Annotated in this window: 20 protein-coding genes and 2 pseudogenes; 10 read left to right on the top strand and 12 right to left on the bottom strand. The window is 64.4% G+C overall.

Going from position 1 to position 21010, the window contains the following annotated elements:
• Positions 1–580: 580 nt before the first annotated feature.
• Both uvrB and ACSFC5_RS16620 read right to left on the bottom strand, forming a co-directional pair.
• A complete protein-coding gene (gene uvrB / locus ACSFC5_RS16625) occupies positions 581–2635 on the bottom strand; it encodes an excinuclease ABC subunit UvrB (protein WP_440766364.1) in 2055 nt (684 codons plus the stop codon).
• Positions 2636–2807: 172 nt separating this feature from the next.
• The gene (locus tag ACSFC5_RS16620; protein ID WP_440766363.1) at positions 2808–3599 is read right to left on the bottom strand and encodes a DUF4397 domain-containing protein; all 792 of its coding nucleotides are present in this window, start codon (positions 3597–3599) and stop codon (positions 2808–2810) included.
• A 247-nt stretch (positions 3600–3846) separates the two neighbouring features.
• On the opposite strand from ACSFC5_RS16620, the gene ACSFC5_RS16615 reads away from it, so the two are divergent.
• The 3 genes from ACSFC5_RS16615 (at position 3847) to ACSFC5_RS16605 (ending at position 5452) form a co-directional block, all read left to right on the top strand.
• Complete coding sequence (locus tag ACSFC5_RS16615) at positions 3847–4116, top strand: DUF7553 family protein (protein ID WP_440766362.1); 270 nt, start codon at positions 3847–3849, stop codon at positions 4114–4116.
• 129 nt (positions 4117–4245) lie between these two features.
• A complete protein-coding gene (gene sp36, locus ACSFC5_RS16610; protein ID WP_440766361.1) occupies positions 4246–4449 on the top strand; it encodes a Sp36 family protein in 204 nt (67 codons plus the stop codon).
• Complete coding sequence (locus ACSFC5_RS16605; protein ID WP_440766360.1) at positions 4442–5452, top strand: DUF7972 family membrane protein; 1011 nt, start codon at positions 4442–4444, stop codon at positions 5450–5452. Before sp36 ends, ACSFC5_RS16605 begins: the two co-directional genes overlap by 8 nt.
• Before the next feature lie 76 nt (positions 5453–5528).
• On the opposite strand, the pseudogene ACSFC5_RS16600 reads toward ACSFC5_RS16605, so the two are convergent.
• Positions 5529–5924: pseudogene (locus ACSFC5_RS16600) on the bottom strand (DUF2267 domain-containing protein); the annotation flags it as partial.
• A gap of 299 nt (positions 5925–6223) precedes the next feature.
• On the opposite strand from ACSFC5_RS16600, the gene ACSFC5_RS16595 reads away from it, so the two are divergent.
• Positions 6224–6721, top strand: a complete 498-nt coding sequence (locus tag ACSFC5_RS16595) for a hypothetical protein (protein ID WP_440766359.1) — start codon at positions 6224–6226, stop codon at positions 6719–6721.
• A gap of 267 nt (positions 6722–6988) precedes the next feature.
• Positions 6989–9016, top strand: a complete 2028-nt coding sequence (locus ACSFC5_RS16590) for an SLC13 family permease (RefSeq protein WP_440766980.1) — start codon at positions 6989–6991, stop codon at positions 9014–9016.
• A gap of 13 nt (positions 9017–9029) precedes the next feature.
• Here ACSFC5_RS16590 and ACSFC5_RS16585 read toward each other — a convergent pair whose 3' ends face one another.
• The 5 genes and pseudogenes from ACSFC5_RS16585 to ACSFC5_RS16565 all read right to left on the bottom strand — a co-directional run bounded on the left by ACSFC5_RS16585 (position 9030) and on the right by ACSFC5_RS16565 (position 13627).
• On the bottom strand, positions 9030–10160 hold the full coding sequence (locus ACSFC5_RS16585; RefSeq protein ID WP_440766358.1) for an ORC1-type DNA replication protein: 1131 nt from the start codon (positions 10158–10160) through the stop codon (positions 9030–9032).
• A 395-nt stretch (positions 10161–10555) separates the two neighbouring features.
• Positions 10556–10723, bottom strand: coding sequence for a DUF1059 domain-containing protein (locus tag ACSFC5_RS16580; protein WP_006088711.1), 168 nt, complete (start codon positions 10721–10723; stop codon positions 10556–10558).
• Between the two features lie 169 nt (positions 10724–10892).
• Positions 10893–11012, bottom strand: a pseudogene (locus tag ACSFC5_RS16575) (amidohydrolase family protein); the annotation flags it as partial.
• 81 nt (positions 11013–11093) lie between these two features.
• Positions 11094–11408, bottom strand: coding sequence for a nucleoside triphosphate pyrophosphohydrolase (locus tag ACSFC5_RS16570; protein ID WP_440766357.1), 315 nt, complete (start codon positions 11406–11408; stop codon positions 11094–11096).
• Positions 11409–11572: 164 nt separating this feature from the next.
• On the bottom strand, positions 11573–13627 hold the full coding sequence (locus ACSFC5_RS16565) for a MutS-related protein (protein ID WP_440766356.1): 2055 nt from the start codon (positions 13625–13627) through the stop codon (positions 11573–11575).
• A 363-nt stretch (positions 13628–13990) separates the two neighbouring features.
• Between ACSFC5_RS16565 and ACSFC5_RS16560 the strand changes: the two genes are divergently transcribed.
• The 4 genes from ACSFC5_RS16560 to ACSFC5_RS16545 all read left to right on the top strand — a co-directional run bounded on the left by ACSFC5_RS16560 (position 13991) and on the right by ACSFC5_RS16545 (position 16695).
• Positions 13991–14950 carry a DUF368 domain-containing protein gene (locus ACSFC5_RS16560; protein ID WP_440766355.1) on the top strand — a complete coding sequence of 320 codons (960 nt, stop codon included), beginning with the start codon at positions 13991–13993 and terminating at the stop codon, positions 14948–14950.
• A gap of 80 nt (positions 14951–15030) precedes the next feature.
• On the top strand, positions 15031–15255 hold the full coding sequence (locus ACSFC5_RS16555) for a hypothetical protein (RefSeq protein ID WP_440766354.1): 225 nt from the start codon (positions 15031–15033) through the stop codon (positions 15253–15255).
• A gap of 239 nt (positions 15256–15494) precedes the next feature.
• Complete coding sequence (locus ACSFC5_RS16550; protein WP_440766353.1) at positions 15495–15827, top strand: DUF7344 domain-containing protein; 333 nt, start codon at positions 15495–15497, stop codon at positions 15825–15827.
• Positions 15828–16020: 193 nt separating this feature from the next.
• Positions 16021–16695 (top strand): type 1 glutamine amidotransferase, encoded by a 675-nt coding sequence (locus ACSFC5_RS16545; protein WP_440766352.1) that lies wholly within the window; start codon positions 16021–16023, stop codon positions 16693–16695.
• Between the two features lie 31 nt (positions 16696–16726).
• Here ACSFC5_RS16545 and ACSFC5_RS16540 read toward each other — a convergent pair whose 3' ends face one another.
• The 4 genes from ACSFC5_RS16540 to ACSFC5_RS16525 form a co-directional block, all read right to left on the bottom strand.
• A complete protein-coding gene (locus tag ACSFC5_RS16540; protein WP_440766351.1) occupies positions 16727–18250 on the bottom strand; it encodes an amidase family protein in 1524 nt (507 codons plus the stop codon).
• 115 nt (positions 18251–18365) lie between these two features.
• Positions 18366–19694 carry an MFS transporter gene (locus ACSFC5_RS16535; RefSeq protein ID WP_440766350.1) on the bottom strand — a complete coding sequence of 443 codons (1329 nt, stop codon included), beginning with the start codon at positions 19692–19694 and terminating at the stop codon, positions 18366–18368.
• Positions 19691–19885: a hypothetical protein gene (locus ACSFC5_RS16530; protein ID WP_440766349.1), complete on the bottom strand. Its 195-nt coding sequence runs from the start codon at positions 19883–19885 to the stop codon at positions 19691–19693. The genes ACSFC5_RS16535 and ACSFC5_RS16530 overlap by 4 nt, the downstream gene beginning before the upstream one ends.
• 223 nt (positions 19886–20108) lie before the next feature.
• Entirely contained in the window at positions 20109–20417 is a 309-nt protein-coding gene (locus ACSFC5_RS16525) for a non-histone chromosomal MC1 family protein (RefSeq protein ID WP_090312173.1), read from the bottom strand.
• 242 nt (positions 20418–20659) lie between these two features.
• Here ACSFC5_RS16525 and ACSFC5_RS16520 point away from each other — a divergent pair, with 242 nt between their 5' ends.
• Positions 20660–20857: a SymE family type I addiction module toxin gene (locus ACSFC5_RS16520; protein ID WP_090312084.1), complete on the top strand. Its 198-nt coding sequence runs from the start codon at positions 20660–20662 to the stop codon at positions 20855–20857.
• Positions 20858–21010: the final 153 nt, after the last annotated feature.

The raw sequence follows: 21010 nt of genomic DNA, 5'->3' as shown, positions 1-21010 counted from the left end.
CCCCGGGTTCGCTCCCGGACGTCGGAATCGTTCCCGACTCTCGAGACCGCGGCTTCGATAGAACGAGACGCCGATCGATGTCGGTGGTCGAATCCGCCCGTGCTGTGTGCTTCCACTCGTTCGAGCGAGCGCCGTGACCCGGTCGCGCCGAATATTCCGCGGTCCTCGTTTTTGCGCTCGTCTCGTCGGTCGTCTCACGATTTCGCGCAGGTGGTTCGGAGCGCCGTGAATCGTCGCGTGTGTTGGTGTGATGTGCGTTCATATCCCCTCTAGACGTGTATCAAGTAAGCTGTGATTCCGTAGATACTACGGGTGGGGAGTCCGGAGACTAATAACCGACACTTACCGCAGAGTCACCGGGTAGGTTACCTGGACGTAACCTCGGGCCGAGGTGTGGCGGTCGGTTTCTCCAGGAAGGAGCCGAGCGATCGAGTTTAGGCGGTGAGGTCGTCAGCCGGTGGGAATCGTCGTCCGTCCACAGCGGGGTGGCCGGGACTGGCGAAAGTCCGCCAGTCCTGGCCGGTTGATCGTAAGCGGCGTGCACTGACGTTCGGTGGCGACTAGACCTTCGATCGCACCCTCAGAACTCCTCTGTAGGCGGCGCGATTCCCTCGTCGCCGCCCTCGAGTTCGAACTCCTCGCGAACCTCCCGAATTCGATCCCGAATATCGGCCGCCAGTTCGAACTCGAGGTTGCCCGCCGCCTCTTCCATCCGATCCTCGAGTTCTTCGATGTAACGGGCGGCCTCGGTTTCGTCCGCGAGTTCCCTCCCGGAAACGCTCGAGGTGTCCGTTTTGCTCCCCGGCAAGTTCGCCTCGCTAACCGCCTTTTCGATGGTCGTCGGCTCGAGATCGCGTTCCTCGTTGTACTCGCGCTGAATCTCGCGGCGACGTCGGGTCTCTTCGATAGCGGACTCCATCGCGTTCGAGGGTTCGTCGGCGTAGAGGACGACCTCGCCGTTGACGTTTCGGGCCGCCCGCCCCATCGTCTGGACGAGCGTGGTTTCGCTCCGGAGGAATCCCTCCTGGTCGGCGTCGAGGATCGCGACGAGGCTCACTTCGGGGATGTCCAGGCCCTCCCGGAGGAGGTTGATCCCCACGAGCACGTCGATCTCGCCCAGCCGGAGCGAGCGGATGATCTCGTGGCGCTCCAGGGTGTCCGTCTCGTCGTGCATGTACGCGACGTCGACGCCGGACTCCTCGAGATACTCGGTCAAATCCTCGGCCATCCGCTTCGTCAGCGTCGTTACGAGGGTACGCTCGTCGCGCTCGATTCGGCCGTCGATGCGGTCCATGAGGTCGTCGACCTGTCCGGTGGCGTCCGCTATCTCGATCGCCGGATCGACGAGGTGCGTGGGGCGAACGATCTGCTCGACGATCTGCTCGCTCTCCTCGCGCTCGTAGTCGCCCGGCGTCGCCGAGACGTACAGCGTCTGGTCGGTCTTTGCCTGGAACTCCTCGAAGGTGAGCGGCCGGTTGTCGTACGCCGTGGGGAGCCGAAAGCCGTTCTCGACCAGCGAGTCCTTCCGGGACTTGTCGCCGGCGTACTGGCCGCGGACCTGCGGCAGCGTGACGTGGGATTCGTCGACCACAGTCAGGAAGTCGTCCGGAAAGTAGTCGAGCAGAGTGTAGGGGGCCTCGCCCGACTCCCGATCCGAGAGGTACAGCGAGTAGTTCTCGATCCCCGAACAGTAGCCCGTCTCCTGCATCATCTCGAGGTCGAACGTCGTCCGCTCGTCGATGCGTTGGGCCGAGATCATGTCGCCCGTGCGCTCGAAGTAGGAGATCCGGCTGTCGAGGTCGTCCCGAATCTCGTCCATCGCGTTCTCGAGTTTTGTTTCCGGAATGGAGTAGTGTTCCGCCGGGTGAATCAGCACGGCCTGCTGGTCGCCCTGGGTCTTCCCCTCGAGCGGGTCGACCTTGACCATCCGATCGATCTCGTCGCCCCAGAGTTCGACGCGGACGGCGTAGCGGCCGTACATCGGGTAGATCTCGACGGTGTCGCCCCGCACGCGGAACGTGCCCTGCGTGAAGTCGACGTCGTTGCGCTCGTAGTTCAGGTCCACGAGCCGCTTCAGGAGCTCGTCGCGGCCGACCTCCTCGCCGACCTCGAGTCGCAGCGACATGTCGATGTAGTTGCGCGGGTCACCCAGGCCGTAGATCGCGGAGACCGAGGCGACGACGATCACGTCCTCGCGAGTCAGCAGCGAACGGGTCGCGGAGTGACGCAGGCGGTCGATCTCGTCGTTGATCGAGGCGTCCTTGTCGATGTAGGTGTCGCTCTGCTCGACGTAGGCCTCGGGCTGGTAGTAGTCGTAGTAGCTGACGAAGTACTCGACGGCGTTGTCGGGGAAGAGATTTCGGAACTCCTCGTACAGCTGGGCCGCGAGCGTCTTGTTGTGGGCGATGACGAGCGTCGGCTTCTGGACCTCCTCCATCACCCACGAGACGGTGTTCGTCTTCCCGGACCCGGTCACCCCGAGCAGGGTCTGTTTGTCCATGCCCGAATCGAAGCCCGCGGCTAACTGTTCGATTGCCTCGGGCTGGTCGCCTGCGGGGTCGAAGGGCGCGTCGACCTCGAACGGTCGGTCCACGTCGGGACGGTCCGGCTGGAGGGGGCCTCGAGTCTCGCTCATTGTCGGAGTCAGGGGTTCGAGGCACTTTACGCGCTCGCATGTGTCGCGGGACCAGGGCGCGACCGTCTCCGAGCCGGAACGACGACCGATCGGGACCCTGTCGCAATAGGAGCGCGAACGTCCACGGCGGGTGCCGTGGGAGCTCACCACTCCTCAGCCGTAGCTAACGCGTTTAGTCGGCTGACTGTTCGTCTTCCTCGGTGGCCATCGGCCCGTCGACCGTCAGTTCCACGGTAAAGTCCCGGTCCGTCACGTCCGCCGCCGGCTCGAAGTAGCCGATAGCGTAGCCGGTGTAGGGCGTGTCCGCCTCGAGCGCGACGTCGAACGACGCCACTTCGGTCTCGGGGTCGCCCGCCGGCCGAATCGAGAGGGTGTACTCGCCGGCGGGGACGGCGAGGTAGTCGGAGACGTCGCCGAAGGAGACGTTCTCGACGAGGGGAGCGTCGTCGGCGTAGATGTCCACCGCAGGCGCGTCGGGAGAGAAGTGTGCGACGCGGACGAACGCCGAGCCGGCCTCGGCGTCCTCTGGCAGCGGCTCAGCGTCGACGAGGATCTCCGGGCGGAAGGTCTCGGCGCCGAGTTCGCCGATCGCCGCGACGGTGTAGAACGCCTCCCCGACGTCGACGTGGTCGTCGAACACTACCGTGTCCGGATCGCCGGCCGCGGTGATCGTGACCTGGTAGGCTCCGGGTTCGATCTCGAGGTACGGCGACAGCTCGCCGTAATCGAAGTTCGAGAGCACCTGGTCCCCGTCTACGAGCACGTCGACGGCTGGGGCGTCCGGTGAAAAGTGGGCGACGCGGACCGCGGCTCCGGGAGCCGGCGGCTTTTTTTCGGGTTCGTCGTTTACTGGCTTCCGTTCGTCGTCGGGGTGTTCGCCGCGTGCGTACACCGTGGTCGGGACTGCCGTGAGTCCCCCCGCAGTGCCTATCGCCTTCAGCGCCGTTCTTCGTGATACTCGCATGACAACATTGACGGGGAGCGGTGAGGTAAAGAAGGCGTCAGTCAGTAAGGCTGGTACTCGCGGGGTTTCTCGCCGACAGTCACGGCGTAGGATACCCTTTCCTGTGGAAGGCAGAGCGTACCGCTCGCCGTCTACCGCGCTCGAGCGCCTCGGTTCCGCCGACGGTGTCGATTCCCCTTGCCGCCGTCGGCCGAACGTGGCCATTGCTCGCCCAATCGTTATGCGTCGTCTCGTCCTGATTCCGGATATGACAGAACAACTCCAGCAGGCCCGCGACGACCTCGAAGAAGCGGCCAAGTCGGCCGACGACGACGACGTCCGCGACGACATCCGCGAAACGGCCGAGGCCTTCGCCGACTACACGATGAGCGATACGGCACCCGATCACGCGATCCTCGACGAGCGACTCAACACGCTCCGACAGGTCAGCCAGCAAGCCGATGGAAACACGAAGGACAAGGTCGACTCGGCCATCGAGACGACCGAGGACTACCGCGAGACGATCGATCAGGCCTGATCGGTCGTCGACGACCCGCCGACAGCCGACTCGAGCGCTTTCGATGCCGGACGATTCGAGGCGCGAAGACCCCTCGGCCCGGCGCATCACCGCCCGAATCTTTTACATCGGTCCATTGAGCATGGACCTATGAGTCGCACAGCCGTCCCTACGTGGGAGTACACGGTCGTCGAACCGCCGCGCGGGCCGACGATGGAAGAGGCCGTCGACCCCACGGAGGAGTTGAACGAACTGGGAGCCGACGGTTGGGAACTGGTATCGACCATCGAGTACACCGGTGGCGGAACGAAATACCTCGTTTTCAAGCGACCCGGGAGCGTTACCGATGAGTGACGAGGTCAGCACGCAGGACACCATGCGCGAACGAGCCGACGAGAGTCGGCTCAAGCTCTGGTTGCTGCTCGGCGCGAACCGGACGGTCGTAACCGTCGTGCTCTCAGTCGTCTTCTTCGCCTGCTTCGTCGGAATCGGCTCGCAACTCGAGCCCCCGCTCTCGGTCCTGCTCGAAGAGCGCGGCGTGATCGAAACGCTGTTCTCGGCGATGATCGGGGCGCTCATCACCGGCGTCACGCTGGTCGTCACGATCAGTCAGCTCATCATTTCGGAGGAAAACGGCCCGCTGGGGGAGCAACACCGTCGCATGAGCGAGACGATGGACTTTCGGGATCACGTCACGGATCTCGTTGGCAAACCGTCGCCGGCGGATCCCTCGGCGCTGTTGCGAAACCTCATCGATGCAACCGAGTCGCGAGCGGACCAGTTTCAGGAGTCGGTCGACGGCGTCGACGATCCGGAGCTGGCCGACGAGGTCGACGAGTTCACCGAGAGTCTGGTCGGCAACGCCGACACCGTTCGCGACCAGCTCGACGGCGCGCAGTTCGGCACCTTCGAGGTCCTGAACGCGGCCCTCGACTACAACTACTCCTGGAAGATCTTCCAGCTCGAGCGCTTGGAGGACGACTACGAAGACGCGCTGGACGACGACCACCGGGACGCTATCGACGAACTCAGGACGGCGCTCGTCATGTTCGGCCCGGCCCGCGAGCACGTCAAGACGCTGTACTTCCAGTGGGAGCTGATCGACCTCTCGCGGCTCATCCTCTACGCGGCGATTCCGGCCCTGCTGGTCGCCGGATCGGTGTTCACGTTCGTCGATGCGTCGACGGCACCCGGCACAACCGCCGGCGTGGAGGATGTGCTGTGGATCGTCGCGGTCGGCTTTACGATCACGCTCGTGCCGTTTTTCCTGCTCAGCGCGTACGTCATGCGGATCGCGACCGCCGCGAAGCGAACGCTCGCGATCGGGCCGCTGATCCTCCGAGGCTCCCAGCGCTGATCCGGATCGGCGGTCGTCTACTGATCCATCGGATCCTCCGGCCGATCGGACGCGCTTCGCGGTTCGTCTCTCGTACTTATCGTTCGCGCGGCGAGCGCTCGCTGGTACCGATGTCGGCGTCCGTCTCGCCGAGCAGCGTCTCGAAGCCGTAGTCTTCGAACTGGTCGACGACCGCCGCCCGCTCCTCCTCGTCGACCGCCTCGAGAATCGTTCCGATGACGGCGGTCGCCGCACGCTTGCCAGTGAGGTCGAGGGTGTCCATCCGCTGGTCGACCCGGGAGACGAACTCCTCCTCCGAAAAGCGCTTCCCGGATTCTCCCTCGACGAGGTGGTCGCTCAGGTCCCCGGGCAGTTCGGCCGCCAAATCCTCGGCCTGATCCGCGCTCAGGCGTTCGCCGAGCGTCGTCAGGACCGCCTCCGTCGCGTTCTGCGCGTCGGCTTCGCTCGCGACGTTCGCCTCGTACTGGACGGATGGTAGAAGTCGTGACGTTCCATATCGGCCGTTGGACGGAGTCGTCTGTGTCGGTTAGGCCGGCGATTGCTTGGTCGGTTCTCCGTCCGCGACACAGCTATCGACTCGCCGCCCACGACTACGACACTCCGATGACACGCGAGTTGCGACGTTGTCGTGGCCCGTAACGCATCGTTCTATTCTCGGCCTTTCAGTTCTGGTATATGGATTCGAGGGCCACAGCTTAGTACTCTCATACAGAAAGTAAGGAATTTTGACACCATAACATATTTGATACCACTGTCACAACGAACTGTCGTATGTCAGAGCGCATTTCGCGACGACGGCTTCTCGAGGCTACGGCGGCCTCCAGCGTCGCAGTCAGCGTGGCAGGATGTACCGGAAGCCTTCTCGGTGGCGACTCGGCGTGTGACGCCGGCGAAGGACTGATCGTCGCTCTCTTCGACGGCGAGTACGAGGAAGCCGCGTCCTACTACCCCCACGAGTACACGGACGAAGTCGACGAAGACGAAATCGCCGACATGTACGAAATGATGTACTCGATGGGGGAATCGGGAGAACTCGCGTCCATCTCGTGTGAGTGTTCCGAATCGATCGATGAGGACGAACTCGAGAAAGCGAACGAAGACGGCGAATTTGCCGAGGAGATCGGCGACGCGAAGGAACTGCGATACGAGGCGACGATCGAGAAAGACGACGAGGAAACCACCGATTCGTTGTACGCCGGTGCGATGGAGATCGACGGCGACTGGTACGCGTTCCCCGCCGACGGCTCGGACTTCGACCACTGCGAGTGAATCGGACAGCCGGCGGGAATCAGTAGACCAACCGGGACGACCGGCCGTTTTTCCACCCGGCGTACTCGAACGTCATCTCGCGTACTTACTGCAGCAGCGGATTCACCGGCGACGTTCTCTCGGGCGTCGACTCGTCGAAGCAGCCCTCGATGCCCTCGAGAGTCCTGCGAATCGAACACACGATCGTGTCTGTACACCCAAACATAGATTTACCGCCAGCAGACATACACGGGAGATGACTGACGGATGTCGATCGGAGCGCGTACGATGATCGGTGCGGACGTTCCCGCAGGTGCGCTGGTGGTGTTCGGACTCATCGCCGTCGCGCTCGTACTGTTCGTGTCGGAACTCATTCCGAACGACGTGACGGCGATCGGGATCATCGTCGCGCTGGCCGTCCTCGAACCGTTGACCGGCGTCGGCCACCGGGAAGCGATCTCGGGCTTTGCTAACACGGCAACGGTTACGATCGTCGCGATGTACATGCTCAGTGCGGGCATCCAGCGGACGGGGCTCGTTCAGCGGCTCGGACTCTCGCTCGCGGCGTTTACGAACGGGGACGAAACGCGCGCGCTAGCGGCGACGATCGCGACGACGGGGCCGATCGCGGGGTTCATCAACAACACGCCGGTGGTCGCGATCTTCATCCCGATGATCTCGGACCTCGCCGAGAAGACCGGCGTCTCTCCGTCGAAGCTGTTGTTGCCACTCTCGTACGCGGCGATCCTCGGCGGCACTCTGACGCTCGTCGGCACGTCGACGAACCTGCTCGCCAGCGAGTTCGCCGTCGACCTGCTCGGCCGGGCTCCCATCGGCATGTTCGAATTCACCCTCCTGGGCGCCGTGATTCTGGCCGTCGGCCTCGGCTACCTCATGACCGTCGGCCGATGGCTGACGCCCGCACGGATCCCGGTCGACGCGGACCTCGTCGAGGAGTTCGACCTCGAGGACCACCTCGCTCACGTCCGCGTCGGTGCGGATTCGGAACCGGTCGGGCTCACGGTCGACGAACTCGAGGAGCGAACCGAAGCGGACGTTCGCATCCTGCAGGTCCGTCGGAACGGGGACCGCGACGTGCGACCCGAGAAGAACGAGCCCGTGCTCCAGTACGACGATGACGGCGCGGCGTCGAAAGACGACACCGCGCGCCTCGGCGAAACGGCGTACGACCAGCAGCACGGTCACGAGGGGAGCGTCGAACTGCGAGCCGAAACTGACGCCCTCGTCGAGCGACCCCACCGGAACGAGGAGGCGTTCGTCCCGATCGAAACGGACCGACGAATCCGGGAAGGCGACGTGCTCGCGGTCCACGGCACGCTGCAGGCGGTCAACCGTTTCGCCGGGAATCAGGGGGTCCACCAACTCCCCCGGAAGCCGGTCACCGAGGAGACGTTCGACGAATCCGGGGGTGAGGGGGTGCTCGCCAAAGCGCTCGTTCCGCCGGAGTCGTCGTTCGTCGGGAAGACGCTCTCCGAGACGCGTCTCCGCGAGTTCTACCGGACGACCGTGCTGGCGATCCGTCGCGAGGGCGAGTTGCTCCGAACCGATCTCGGCGAGGTCCAGCTCCGGGCCGGCGACCTCCTCTTGGTCCAGACGGTTCCCGGAACGATCGAACACACGGCCGAAACCGGCGATCTCGTTGTCGTCGACGAGGACGTCGTCGATCGCCTGCTCGAGGACGGGGTCGACGATGTCGCGCCGCTGTCGCCGAAGACGCCGCTCGCCCTCGGGATCATGGCCGGCGTGGTCGCCACTGCCGCGCTCGGTCTCGTTTCCATCGCTATCGCGGCGTTCGCCGGCGTCTTCCTCATGATCGTCACCGGCTGTCTGTCGACCACCGACGCGTACGACGCCGTCTCGTGGAACATCGTGTTCCTGCTCGCGGGCGTGATTCCCCTCGGCGCCGCCCTCGAGGCGACCGGCGGCTCCCAGATCATCGCCACCGGGCTGGTTTCGACCGCCGAATTCCTCCCGCTCGTCGCGGTCCTGTTACTGTTTTCCGTCGTGACGGGACTCCTCGCGAACGTCATCACCCCCGTCGCGACGGTCGTGTTGATGCTCCCCGTGGCGGTCGATGCGGCCGGGAGCCTCGGCGCAGCGCCGTTCTCGTTTCTCCTGGTGGTGATGTTCGCCTCCGCGACCTCGTTCATGACGCCGGTCGGCTATCAGACGAATCTGATGGTCTACGGCCCGGGCGGGTACAAATTCACCGACTTTCTCAAAGTCGGCGGACCGCTACAGCTTCTGCTGGCGGTCGTGACGACGATCGGTATCGTTCTTATCTGGGGCGTTTAGAAACGGTGTCGGCTCACTCGAGGCGATCCAGCACCGCCTCTTTCTCGTAGGAGAGCGAGAGCGACCGCGAACGCCCGCGGCCGTCGACGTCCGCGTAGTCGGCGTCGATCAGCCCCAACTGATCGAGTTTGTTGACGATCTCGGAGTAGCGCGTGTAGCCGAGATCGGTCCGGTCGCGAAACGCCTCGTAGACGTCGCCGGCCTGATCGCCGTCGTTGTGGGCGATCACCTCGAGCAGAGCCTGTTCGGTGTCGGTGAGCCCCGAGAGGCTCCGTGAGAGGTTGATGTACTTCGATTTCTCGTAAGCGTCTTGGACGTCTTCCATCTCGACGGTGCGACTGGCGCGCATCTCGGCGTTCAGCCCGGCGCGTCGGAGCAGGTCGATGCCGACCCGGAGATCGCCGCTGTCGGCGGTGAGGTCGGCGACGTGCTCTAACGTCTCTCTCGAGATGACGCCGTCGTGGAAGCCGCGTGTGACGCGTTCGGAGAGGATATCGACGATTTCGGGCTGGTCGTAGACCGGGAAGTAGACGTCCTCGGGTCGGAAGACGCTCTGGACTCGCGAGTCGAGTTCGTCGATGACGTCCAGTGCGGGATCGGAGGAGACGACGACGACGCCTATTTTCGCGCCCGGATACTCCTCGTGAGCGCGAAGCAGCGAGTACAGCGTGTCCGAGGCTTCGTTCTCGTAGAAGAGGTAGTTGATGTCGTCCAAGGCGACGACGAGTACCTTGTCCTCCTCGACGAGTTTCTCGGCGATCTGGCCGAACAGTTTCTTAAAGGAGATGCCGGAGGAGGGCGGTTCGTAGTCGAAGGTGCCCTCGAACAGCCTCGAGAACACCGAGTACCGCGTCGCGTTGACCTGGCAGTTGACGCGAATCGTCCGGACGTCGCTGGTCTGAGCGCCGACCTCGTCGAACAGTTTCTGAATGGACGTGGTCTTGCCAGTTCCGGGCGGCCCGCGGACCACGACGTTCAGCGGCCGCGACCCTCGCACTGCCGGACGCAACGCGTACGTCAGGCTCTGGGTCTGGCCCTCGCGGTGCTTGAACGTCTCGGGAACGTAGTCGATTTCGAAGACGTGCTCGTTCTTGAACACGGACTCGTCCCACGACAACATCCCCCCGTCGGGGTCGTCCACCATCACTTTCACCACGCTCTCGTAGCTACTTAGTTCTTCGCAGCGAACCGAAAGCGGCGCGTCAGGGGGCGCTGGACGCCTGTGGCGTACTACCGGATTACTCGTTCGCGGCGAGCTATTACTCCACAAACCCGAGAGACGCTTGTCTACAAACAAACCGGTAAATAACAGGTGTTCCCTAGATCTAGTGAAAATACTTAACAACCATCGGTGTAATGTCACTCATGGCGGGGTAATGTTCAAGTTTCGTCCCTCTCCGGGGAACGATCCACACTCTCCAAACCGTTATCCCGCGCCTATGTGACCGAAACAGCCCCTCTTGGGGCTGTACCGACTCGAGCGTTCATAGCCTGCCGTTTCCGGTCGGTTCGATCTGACCTAGGCCAGTTCGATTCAGGTCAGGCCAGTTCGATCCGTTCCATCCCGCGCTCGAGATCCGCCGAATCGATCCGGCCGCCGTGGGTCATCCGGACGTGCGCCCGGACCAGCCGTTCCACCTCGTCGCCGCTGCTCGAACGGATCATGAACTGACAGCTCCCCTCCGAACAGACGAATTGATACGGCATGACATAGCATCGGCCGCGGACGGTGGTAGGTATTACACTTGCATAGTACAGATCCCCTGGAGCGATTTGCGGTCCGCAACGGCGAGTGCTTGCTCCCCTCAGAGCCAGCCCGTCTCGACGCGTTCGACGAGCCTTGAGTCGGCGCGTCGCCACATCTCCGCAGCTCGGTCGAAGACGGCCCAACGGAGGCGATCTCGCCGTTTTTGACGGCGATCGTCGCGTCCTCGAGGATGCCGAGTCGCTCGTCCGCCATCGTGAACGCGAGCGTGTTCGTGATCGCGAGATCCACGTGCCGGGTAACGACCGGTAGTGCCGAAAAGATGGCTGGTACCGGGAGCGTCTCGGAACGCTACTCCTGAGCGAGCGACGACTACGGCTCGACCCGCTCGAGAACGATCCGGTCTTCGAACCGACCCCGTTCCTCGGCCTTCTCGGCGCGCAGTTCCGACAGGCGGTCCGTCGAGACCTCTTCGTGTTCCCGAATCGCGTGGATCACTTCCAGAACGTCGGCCAGTTCGGCGATCACTCTGCTCTCGCGGAACTCCGCGACTTCCTCGTCTAATTTCTCGAGCAGGCGACGCTCGTATTCGTCCTCGCTTGCGACGTGAACGACCGGCGTGTTACCGTCCCGTTCGATAATCTCCGGGATGTCGTCTCTGACCAGTTTGTCGTACTCTCGCGTCATTGTCGCAGTCTTATCGCTTCGACGTGAAAGTATGTTGATGTCGAACGGTTAAGAATAGACGGTACCGGTCGTCGGAGTCCGTTCGTATGGACCGCTGTACGTCAATGCCGGTGCAATCGCAGGACGGTCGCAATTGCACCGGTAAATCGGTATACCAGACCGACTCAGTCGAACTTCTCGAGCAGCCGATCGTAGAAGACGGGTTCGGCCTCGCCGGCCGGCGGCTCCCCGCCGTTAGCCGCCACCGGCTCGCCGGCTTCGTTCGCCAGTTTCTCGACGATCAGCTCCGGCGTCGATCGCGCGAGGTGGTCTTTGACCGGGGATCGGTTCACCTCGAGTTCGCCGTCCACGAGTCCCACGGCCTCGATCCCGTCGATCGTCACGGCGAAGTCGGCCATCTCGCGGATCTCGCCCGCTAGGTGGGAGACGAAGACGGCGGTCGCGCCGTTGTCGGAGAGCGCCTCGAGAATGCCCGCGATGATCTTTGCGGACGCGCCGGGTTCGGTGATGCTCTCGAGTTCGTCGACCAGCACGAGCGAGCCCTCGCCGCCCTGTGCGAGATCGGCGAACTCCCGCACCGTCGACTCGAACGCGCCGGCGTCCAGCGTCCCCTGGGTCTTCGCGTGGTAGTGCAGGTCGTCGAACCGCCGCAGCCGCACTCGCTCGGCGGGGACGGGTAGGCCCATATGAGCCAGCACGACGACGCTCGCGACTAGGTCCAGCGTCGACGTCTTCCCGCCGCTGTTGACGCCCGAGAGCAAGGCCACGCCAGACACCTCGTAGTCGACGGGATCGATGGCCTCGAGCGGTTCGTCGAGCAGCGGCGAGCGGCCGCCTTCGATGGCGAAGCCGACCGCGTCGCCGGAATCGCTGTGGGGAGTGTCCTCGGCGACGAATTCGGGCATCGTACACTCGAACTCCCGTGCAAACCGGGCGATCGCCAGTTCGACGTCGAGTTCGAGGGCGTCCCGAACCAGCTGCCGGGCGTCATCGCGTTGGTCGGCGAGATCGGCCGCGAGGTCGCGCTTGAGTCGACCCGCGCGCCGTTCCTTGGCGGCCGTCAGCTCCTCGCGCAGCCGCGAGACGACGGCCTCGTCGCGCTCGACCGGAAACGTCGGTTCGTCGCTGAACGCCCGGCGGGCGATTTCGGCCTCGCCCTGATCCAGATCGATCGCGTCGACGAGGTGGTCCCGAGCCGCCTCGACGGCCGCGGCGTACTCGTCCGCCAACTCCCGCGAGAGCAGGGAGTCGACGCCGGCGCCGCGTTCGACCAGCGAGAGCAGATCGGCCCCCTCGATCGTGACGTCCTGTTCGCGGATCGCCTGTCTGAGGTGGTCGTTGGCGACGCTCTCGGCCGCGCTCGCCGCCGCGTCGAGGTCGTCGACCGCCGTCGTCAGCCGATCGAGTTCGTCGTCGCCCGCGACGGTGCCGTCCTCGTCGAGTCGCGAGAGGCCGTCCTCGAGGGCCGCGAGGTCACAGGCCGGCTCGAGGCCGGCGGCTCGGTGGACCTCGACGGCAGCCTGGAGTCGGTCCCGGTTGCGCGCGAAGAACGCTAGCGGCCGCTCGGGGACGACCTCGGCGGGGTTCTCGAGCGCGTCCGGCCGAACCTGCACGTCGCCCTCGACGGTGACGCCGGCGAACGACTCGTCGAGCGCGAACACCGTCGAGTAGCCCCGCGCGAGTTCGGCCAGCCCCTGTGCGTCCTCGACGACCTCGACCGAGAGCTCCGGGATCGCCTCCCGCGCCTCGGAGTAGCGCTCGGCGTCGGTCGTCGCCAGACAGCGCTCCCTGACGCGGACGTCGCCGGATTGTCGGAGCGGCTCGACACCGTCGAGTGCCTCGAGCACCGCCTCGTCGTCGTCGCGCTCGACGGCGTCGCTCGCGAACGCCTGTACCTCCTCGATACGGGATCGGCGCGGACTGGGATAGATCGTCTCGAGTCGCTGGGCGGCGTAGTCGGTGACGGTTCGCGCCTGGAGCAACGCGAGGACGTTCCGGTAGACCTCGCGCGCGCGATCGGTCGCGAGGAAGCCGCCGGGATCGTCGTGTTCCTGTCGGATCGCGCCGCGCGCGATTCGCGCGGCCCGACCCTGGGTGATCCCCGGCGCGGTCGCGATTGTCGCGACGTCGCCGCTTCGCAGCGCGCGCTCGGGTTCCTCGAGCGCGTCCAGCGCCCGAGCCGTCTTTTCGCCTACGCCCGGGATCGACTCGAGGTCCATAGCTTCGTGACCAGCGTATCAAACCGGAGCGAGAAAAAGTTCCCGCCCGGGGGGTCAAAGCTTGGCACGGTAGCTTGGCGCACGATTCCCGCTACTCGACGCCGCGTGTAGGGTTCGCTACCGGTAGTAACAACTGAAACGGGTCACGCCCGGTCGCACGACGACCGTGCGGTCGGGTGTGCAGTGACGTTCGGCGCTCCCGTAGCCCCGGCAGCGGCTGATAGTGTCGTTGCACTTTTATACGGCCGGGTGGCGACCGACTACGTATGCAGACGAACCGGCGGCCCGGTCGAACAGGCTCGGATCAGCGGCGACCAGCGGGGTCGGCGCGGAACGCGAGTCCGGGACGCCACGAGTGAATCCATGGAATACGACCGAACCGATCTCTCCCTCGACCGCCTCGAACTGCTCCGGATCTACGGCTACGGGCTCTGTATGGGTGCGGCGGACGCCCTTCCCGGCGTCTCCGGCGGCACCGTTGCACTCCTCCTCGGGTTCTACGGGCGACTGATCGCTGCCGTCACCGCACTCACGCCCGGCCGAGCCGTCGCCGTCCTCAGGGGATACCGATCCGATCGGCGGCCTCGTGCGCGGGAGGCCCTCGTCGAGATGGATCTACAGTTTCTGATCCCGTTGGGTATCGGAATGGTCACTTCGGTCGTACTCATCGCCGGAACCGTCTCGTCGCTCGCGGCGTCCCATCCGGTCGCCCTCTTCGGCTTTTTCATCGGGCTGATCGCCGCCTCGGCGATCGCCCTCGGTCGGAGTCTCGAGTGGTCGTCGTCGAAACACGTCGGCGTCGCGATTGTGGGTGCGACGCTCGCCTTGCTGATCGCCGCCGACGTCGTCCAGTTGCCCGGCGGTGGCCGCGCCGTGATCTTCGTCGCCGGCGCGATCGCCGTTAGCGCGATGATCCTGCCGGGAATCTCCGGCTCGCTGATCCTGATCCTGCTCGGGCAGTACGTCTTCCTCTCCTCGGAACTGAGCGCGTTCGTTCGCGCGCTCGGCGACCTCGTCACGGGGGGCTCGATCGGAGCCGCCGTCGGGCCGGGAACGACGGTCGCACTGTTCGTCGTCGGTGGTCTCATCGGCCTCGTGACGATCGCTCGCGTCGTCCGCGCTGCGCTGGCCCGTCGGCGCGAGCTGACGCTGGTCTTTCTGGTAAGTCTCATCGCCGGTTCGGTGCCGGCTCCGTTGCACAACATCGGCGAGACGCACGCCTGGACGACGGAAACGATCGCGCTGACGGCCGCGTGGGCACTTTTCGGCGCGATCGCGCTGTTCGCCCTCGAGTACCTCGTCGGCGGCTTCGATCCGGAGTGATCGACGCGGCCGAACCCGCTCATCGACACGCTTGCGCGCTCCGGGGCGTTCGTTATCCAGTCGGCTTCCCAAGGACAGGTATGATACTCAAAAAGCTCCTCGGCTCGACGGTGACGCGATCGCTGACGGTCGTCTCGGTGCTTTCGGAGGCAAAGAAGTCGTTCAGCGAGGGCCGGCGGACCCGCGCGCTCCTGTTGCTCGGCGTCGCCGTCCTCGCCTGGAAGTGGATGGTCGTCGGCCTGGCCGCACAGGGGCTCCTCAAACTGCTCGGCGGCGGTCGCTCGTCGGACTCGAGACCGGCGTAGTTCCCGAATCGGCGTCCGATGCGAGCGACCGGTTGTCGGAAACCGTTGTCCGGGCACCGTTCAGGGTGACCGGTCAACGACCAATCCACGACTAACCGGATCGTTCGTCAGTTTTCGTCGATATCGGTCCAAGTGTGACGGTATTACCGCCCCGTAGAACGTGTTTAATCGGTGTCTGACGTGACAGCTGTGCGAAGAACAGTCGTACGATCTAAACCCATACCATGCTAGTACAGGGCATGGTAAAGCTAGGTACCGTGTTCGACTTGCTCGAGGACAAACGCCGACGGTACGTGCTGTACTACCTCGAGCAGCGAGACGGCCCGGTGGCCATCAGGGAACTCGTCGAGCAGATCGACGAGTGGGAGGACGAGCCAACGCGAGCGGATCGGTCGGCGGACGCGTTCGAAGATATCGCCATCGAGCTGACGCACACGCATCTTCCGCGGGCCGCCGAGGTCGAATTCGTCCAGTACGATCGAGAGCAGGGGACCATCCAGATCCAGGGTGCGCCCCCGAAATTCGACACGTTCGTCAGCATCGCGCGGCTCATCGAGGAGCCCGAGGAGTGAGCTTCCCCAGTCAGAGGATCCGACCTCGTTCAATCTGATCACGAATCGTCGTCCACACGAGGTATCGGCTCGCCCGTCGCGAACGCAACGACCTCGAATCGAGCAACGCAGGTACCGCTTCGAGTCCGGACCGATCGTCGATGCTCGCCGATCGACCGACACTGCTATTTTCCACTCGACCGAACGCTCGCCAATGGATTCGCCGACGATCGTCGTCGTTCGCAACGAAGTCGATCCCGACGCCGAGTACCACTGCGACGCGCTCGCGGGATTCGTCTCGAGCGCCGCTCCCGGAACCCGAGAGATCGACTATCCCGCCGGCGAGCGTCCGGACCTCGAGCGCGCGGACGGCGTCGTCCTCACGGGGAGTACGGCGGGGGTCTACGAGGTCGACGAGCGGCCGTGGATCGCCGACCAGAAGCGGCTCGTCCGCGAACTGATCGACCGCGAGATTCCGACGCTCGGGGTCTGTTTCGGCCACCAGATCGCCAACGCGGCGCTCGGCGGGACCGTCGAGCACGTCGGGACGACCGCGCGGCCCGTCGACGCCGACCTCGCCGACGACCCGCTCTTCGACGACGTCTCGTCCGTCGTCCCCGTCACGCACGGCGACGTCGTCACGGCGGTCGGCGACGGCATGGAGATCGTCGCCTCGGCCGACTACTACCACGCGTTCGCGACGCGCCACCGAACGGCTCCGCTGTGGACCGTCCAGTTCCACCCCGAGTTCACCGCCGACCTACGCGACCGACTCGCGGCCGACTTCGACTGGACGGCGGACGACCACGGCTTCGAGGACGTGAACGCGACTCGCGTCATCGAGAACTTCGCGTCGATGGTCGCGGACTCGAGCGACTCAGACGACTGATCACGCGTCGTGGGCCGGCTCGAGCACGCCGCTACGTCCCCGATTCTCCGCCGTTGAGCGCTGACTCGAGCGTCTCAGCGGCGTCGAGTACCGTCGCGTCGTCGAACCGCGAGCCGACCAGCATCAGCCCGACGGGAAGCCCGTCGACCTCGCCGACGGGAACGCTGATCGCGGGATGGCCGGTCCGGTTGAACGCGGTCGTGTTGGCGGGGACCGTCTCCGCTCGCAGCCGATCGTACTGATCCAACTCGGGTTCGTGTTCGGGCGCGGTCCGCACCGTCGTCGGCATCGCCAGCAGGTCGCGGTCCTCCAGGAGCGCGTCGTAGCGCTCGGTGAGTTCGACGACGAGGTTCATCCCGTCGGCGTAGTACCGCGAGTGGTAGGTGTCGTTCGTGTAGGCACCGACGAGGAGGGAGAGTTTGAGCGGAGCCGGGAAGTCATCGGCCTGTACCCGCCGCGCCGAGCCGAAGAACTCGATCCAGGAGGTGTTGTACCAGGCTTTCCAGCCGTGACCGAGCCCCTCCCCGATCATCGCGTCGAGCAGGCCCTCCGCCGTACAGACGGTGTGGATGTCTTCGGCGTCGCGGTGCATCGGTTCGGAGACGTCCTCGAGGCTCGCTCCCTGGTCCTCGAGCGTCTCGAGGGCGCCGTGGGCGCGCTCGAGGACGCCCTCGTCGGCCTCCGGCTGGTCGAACCCCTCCCGGAGCAGCCCGATCGAGAGGTCGGCCGCGTCGCCGTCGAGGTTCTCGTGGTAGGGTTCGACCGGGACCGGGCTCGCGTCCCGCAGGTCGCGTTCGTTGCTCCCGGCGATCACCGCGAGGATTCGCGCGGCCGTCTCGACGTCTCTCGCCATCGGTCCGGGATGATCGATCGCGTGTGCGAGTCCGATACAGCCCGTGTAGGGAACCAGTCCGTAGGTCGGTTTGTGTCCCACCACGCCACAGAATGCGGCCGGAACCCGGACGCTTCCGCCCTGATCGGAGCCGATCGCGGCGTCAGCCTCGCCCGTCGCGACGACGACCGCGCTCCCGCCGCTCGAGCCGCCCGCGAGATGGTCGTCGTCATGGGGGTTCGTGATCGCGCCGAAGGCGCTGTGGCCCGTCGTGGTCATGGCGAAGTCGTCCATGTTCGCCTTGCCGGTGATGTCCGCGCCGGCCGCAAGCAGCCGACTGACGATGGTCGCATCGACGTCGGGGACGTAGCCCTCGACGACCTGCGAGCCACAGGTCAGTTCGACGCCGGCGACACAGACGTTGTCCTTGACCGCGATCTCCATCCCGTCCAGGTCGCCGCCGTCGTCGCCGGCCACGTAACAGCGGCTCACCCACGCGTTGTGTGGATTATCTTCGTCGGGGACGCGAACGCCGGCGCTGCGCTCGCGGCGTTCGCTTCCGCCGAGACGCGAGACGGGGTCGTACGAGCGGACCGTCTCGTAGGCCTCGGCTCGGTGCTCGGCCATCTCGGCGAAGAACTCGAGTTCCTCGTCAGTGAGATCGAGAAACAGCGAGTCGCCGAACGCGCGAAGGTCGTCTTTCGTCGGCGGTCGAATGGGCATACTGTGGCCGACACCGCGGGCGCTAAAGGGCGTACTCCTCCGATCGAAGACTGTCGGAAACCCGTGAAAATCGGTCAGCGGCGGAAGCTCGAATTCGAGGCGTCGGCTACCAGTCTCAGTCGTCGCTCGGCGCGTTCGCGGCGCTCGAGGTTGCGGCCGGGTTCTCGGAGACGAACCAGCCGTCTTCGGTCGCGTTCTCGGCGATTTCCGGCTGGAACACCCAGGCGGTCAGCGCCAGGATCGGGATCATGGTGAGCGCGACGACGGCGTACCCCATATGGAGGTTCGGGAGGAACGGCGCGGCGAACAGCAGCGGGTAGACCGAGCCGCCGACGGTCCCGATACCGCCGACGATGCCGGCGACGGAGCCCGAGTTGTCCGGGAACATCGCGGGTACCTGCGCGAAGATCGCTCCTTCGGAGAACGCACAGCCCACGCCGACGAGGAAGCCGGCGGTCACGGCGATGTAGATATTGCCGCTTAGTCCGGCGGCGGTCATCCCGAACAGCGCGAGGACGACGAACGCCATCGTCGCGAACGTCCACTGCTCGCGGTAGCGGCCCTCGAACCAAGGGAGGATGTCCCTCTCGTTACGAGCCATCAGGTCGCTGATGTAGCCACCGAGCGGACGGAGCAACCCGGCTGCGATCGAGAACGTCGCCGCGAACGTCGCCGCGATGACGAGATCTCCCTGTCCGAATCCTTCGCGGTAGTAGGTTCCCAGCCAGCCGTTCATCGCGACCTCGAGACCGAAGGTCATGATGTACGCCGCCGAGAGCACGACCGCGCCGTGGCGGGTGGCGATGTAGAGCCACTGCTCCTTGCTGACGCCCTGTTTGGCCGCTTGACGTCGCTCCTCGGTTTTCGCGGCGTCACCGACCACGAAGTAGACGATTCCGAGCACGATGGCGATGACGCCGGTGTAGAAGAACGCGGCGCGCCAGTTCGACGCGAACAGCGCGTCGGAGTAGCCGTCGCCGAAGATCCGCGGGAGCGTAAAGTACGCGCCGAGGCCCGCGCCGGCGTTCCCGACGCCCGCGAAGATCCCCTCCGCGAGGCCGAGGTTCTCCTCTTCGAACCACTGGGCGACGTGCTGGATGCCGATGACGAAGGTGATCCCTGCCAGCGAGGCGATCACGCGCGAGATGGTGAAAATCTCGTAGTTCGGCGCGAACGCGCTGATGATCGAGAAAATGCCGACGATCACCAGCGTGAAGCCGGCGGTAACCGGCGCGCCGAACTTGTCGGTGAGCGGGCCGATGATAATCCGGCCGAGCGGGACGGCGATGACGGCCGCACTCGACACGAGTCCGAGTTGGGCCACCGAGAGTCCGTACTCGTCGGCGATCTCGCCCGTGAACGGGGCGAACGAGAACCAGATCACGAACCCGAGGTTGAACATCGCGGTCGCGAGCAGCAGGTTGATCCACTTGCGGTCGATCATGCGTCTTCCTCGCGTTCTGCTCCGTCATCCGAGCGACCGATCGACCAACCGGGCGTGCGGGTGATCGCCGTCTTTCGCGGTTGGACGACGGTCCGCTCGCCGTCTGCAGGCTGTCCGTCCGTACAGGCACTCTCCAAAGGAGGTTCGCAAACGTCCTTCTCGACGTTCATTTTGTGACCGATTGGCCTCATATTACGACCGACTCTGGCTGCTCGAATCCATATAAGCGTATTTCTTAGTCGGACCTAACAATAATACGTGGTGGGCATTACATTAGCCCCCTCTGTGGTCCCTTAAGGACGTGACAGATGCAGCTATTGACGGGAGAAACAACCGAAATTTTTCTATAGACTCAGAAAATTAGACATTCGGCACTCGAGAGGTGGCGAACGAGAAAACACGATCGTCGGCACGTTACTCCTCGAGGTGTTCGATCCCTTCCTTCGAGACGTTTGCTTCCGTGATCTCGTTGGGCATCCAGTCGGGCTTGTCGTCGGGGGCCGTCTCCTCCCACGCCCAGCCTTCGTAGATGTGTACTTTGCTCGTCCCTTTCTCTCGTAGTCTGAGCTCTACACGTTCCGCGTCGTCTTCACTCGAGCCGGGCTCGAGTCGTCGGGCCGCCTTGAGGGCCGCCTGACGGGGAGTGTTCCCCGAGAAGACGCTCGACTCGTCGCCGCCCGACTCGCGTAGTGCAAAGTTTCGTTTACCGTCTTCACGTACCATGGTTTTCGACTCCATGCTAATTCAGCACACGATCCGACATAAAGATATCCCCGAAAACCGACCGACTGCGCCGGTATCTTTAAGTGTATGGCCTACGCCATTTTCCCGCAATATCTGCAACCGTCGTCACAACAGCGGCGGCGGCCCGAATTCGTCCCACCCTATGCGTGACACGGTCTCCCGTTGAGGCGTCGAAAACACTTAAGTATATCCTACGGCGAAGTTCGTCATAGAATCCCGCGATGGTACGGAAAAAGAAGCTGAGTCCAAGCGGCGCGAAAGACGAAGACGGTAACTATCACAACGTCCACCTCAATCTCCACGAGGACGAACTCGAGGTCGCGGGCATGGATATCGGTGACGAAGTCTTCGTTCGAGTTCGTGACGGGAAGATCATCATCCAGAAAGCGGACGAAGAGGACGTCGAACACGAATTCTAAAAGACGAAGTTTTGCGCTGCGGTCTGTCGCGCTGACGGCAGCGTAGCTGCCGCACAGCGCAACGTCCCTCGGCAAAAATTCGATTAAAAACACTCCTCCTTCCCCTACGGGTCAGTCGTCGGCCCGCTCGCTCACTGACTCGCGCCTTCGCCG

Source organism: Natronorubrum marinum, from assembly GCF_052040125.1.
In the GTDB taxonomy this organism is placed as follows: domain Archaea; phylum Halobacteriota; class Halobacteria; order Halobacteriales; family Natrialbaceae; genus Natronorubrum.
The sequence above is the reverse complement of the archived record's forward strand: the minus strand, read 5'-3'. Positions and strand labels throughout refer to the sequence as shown.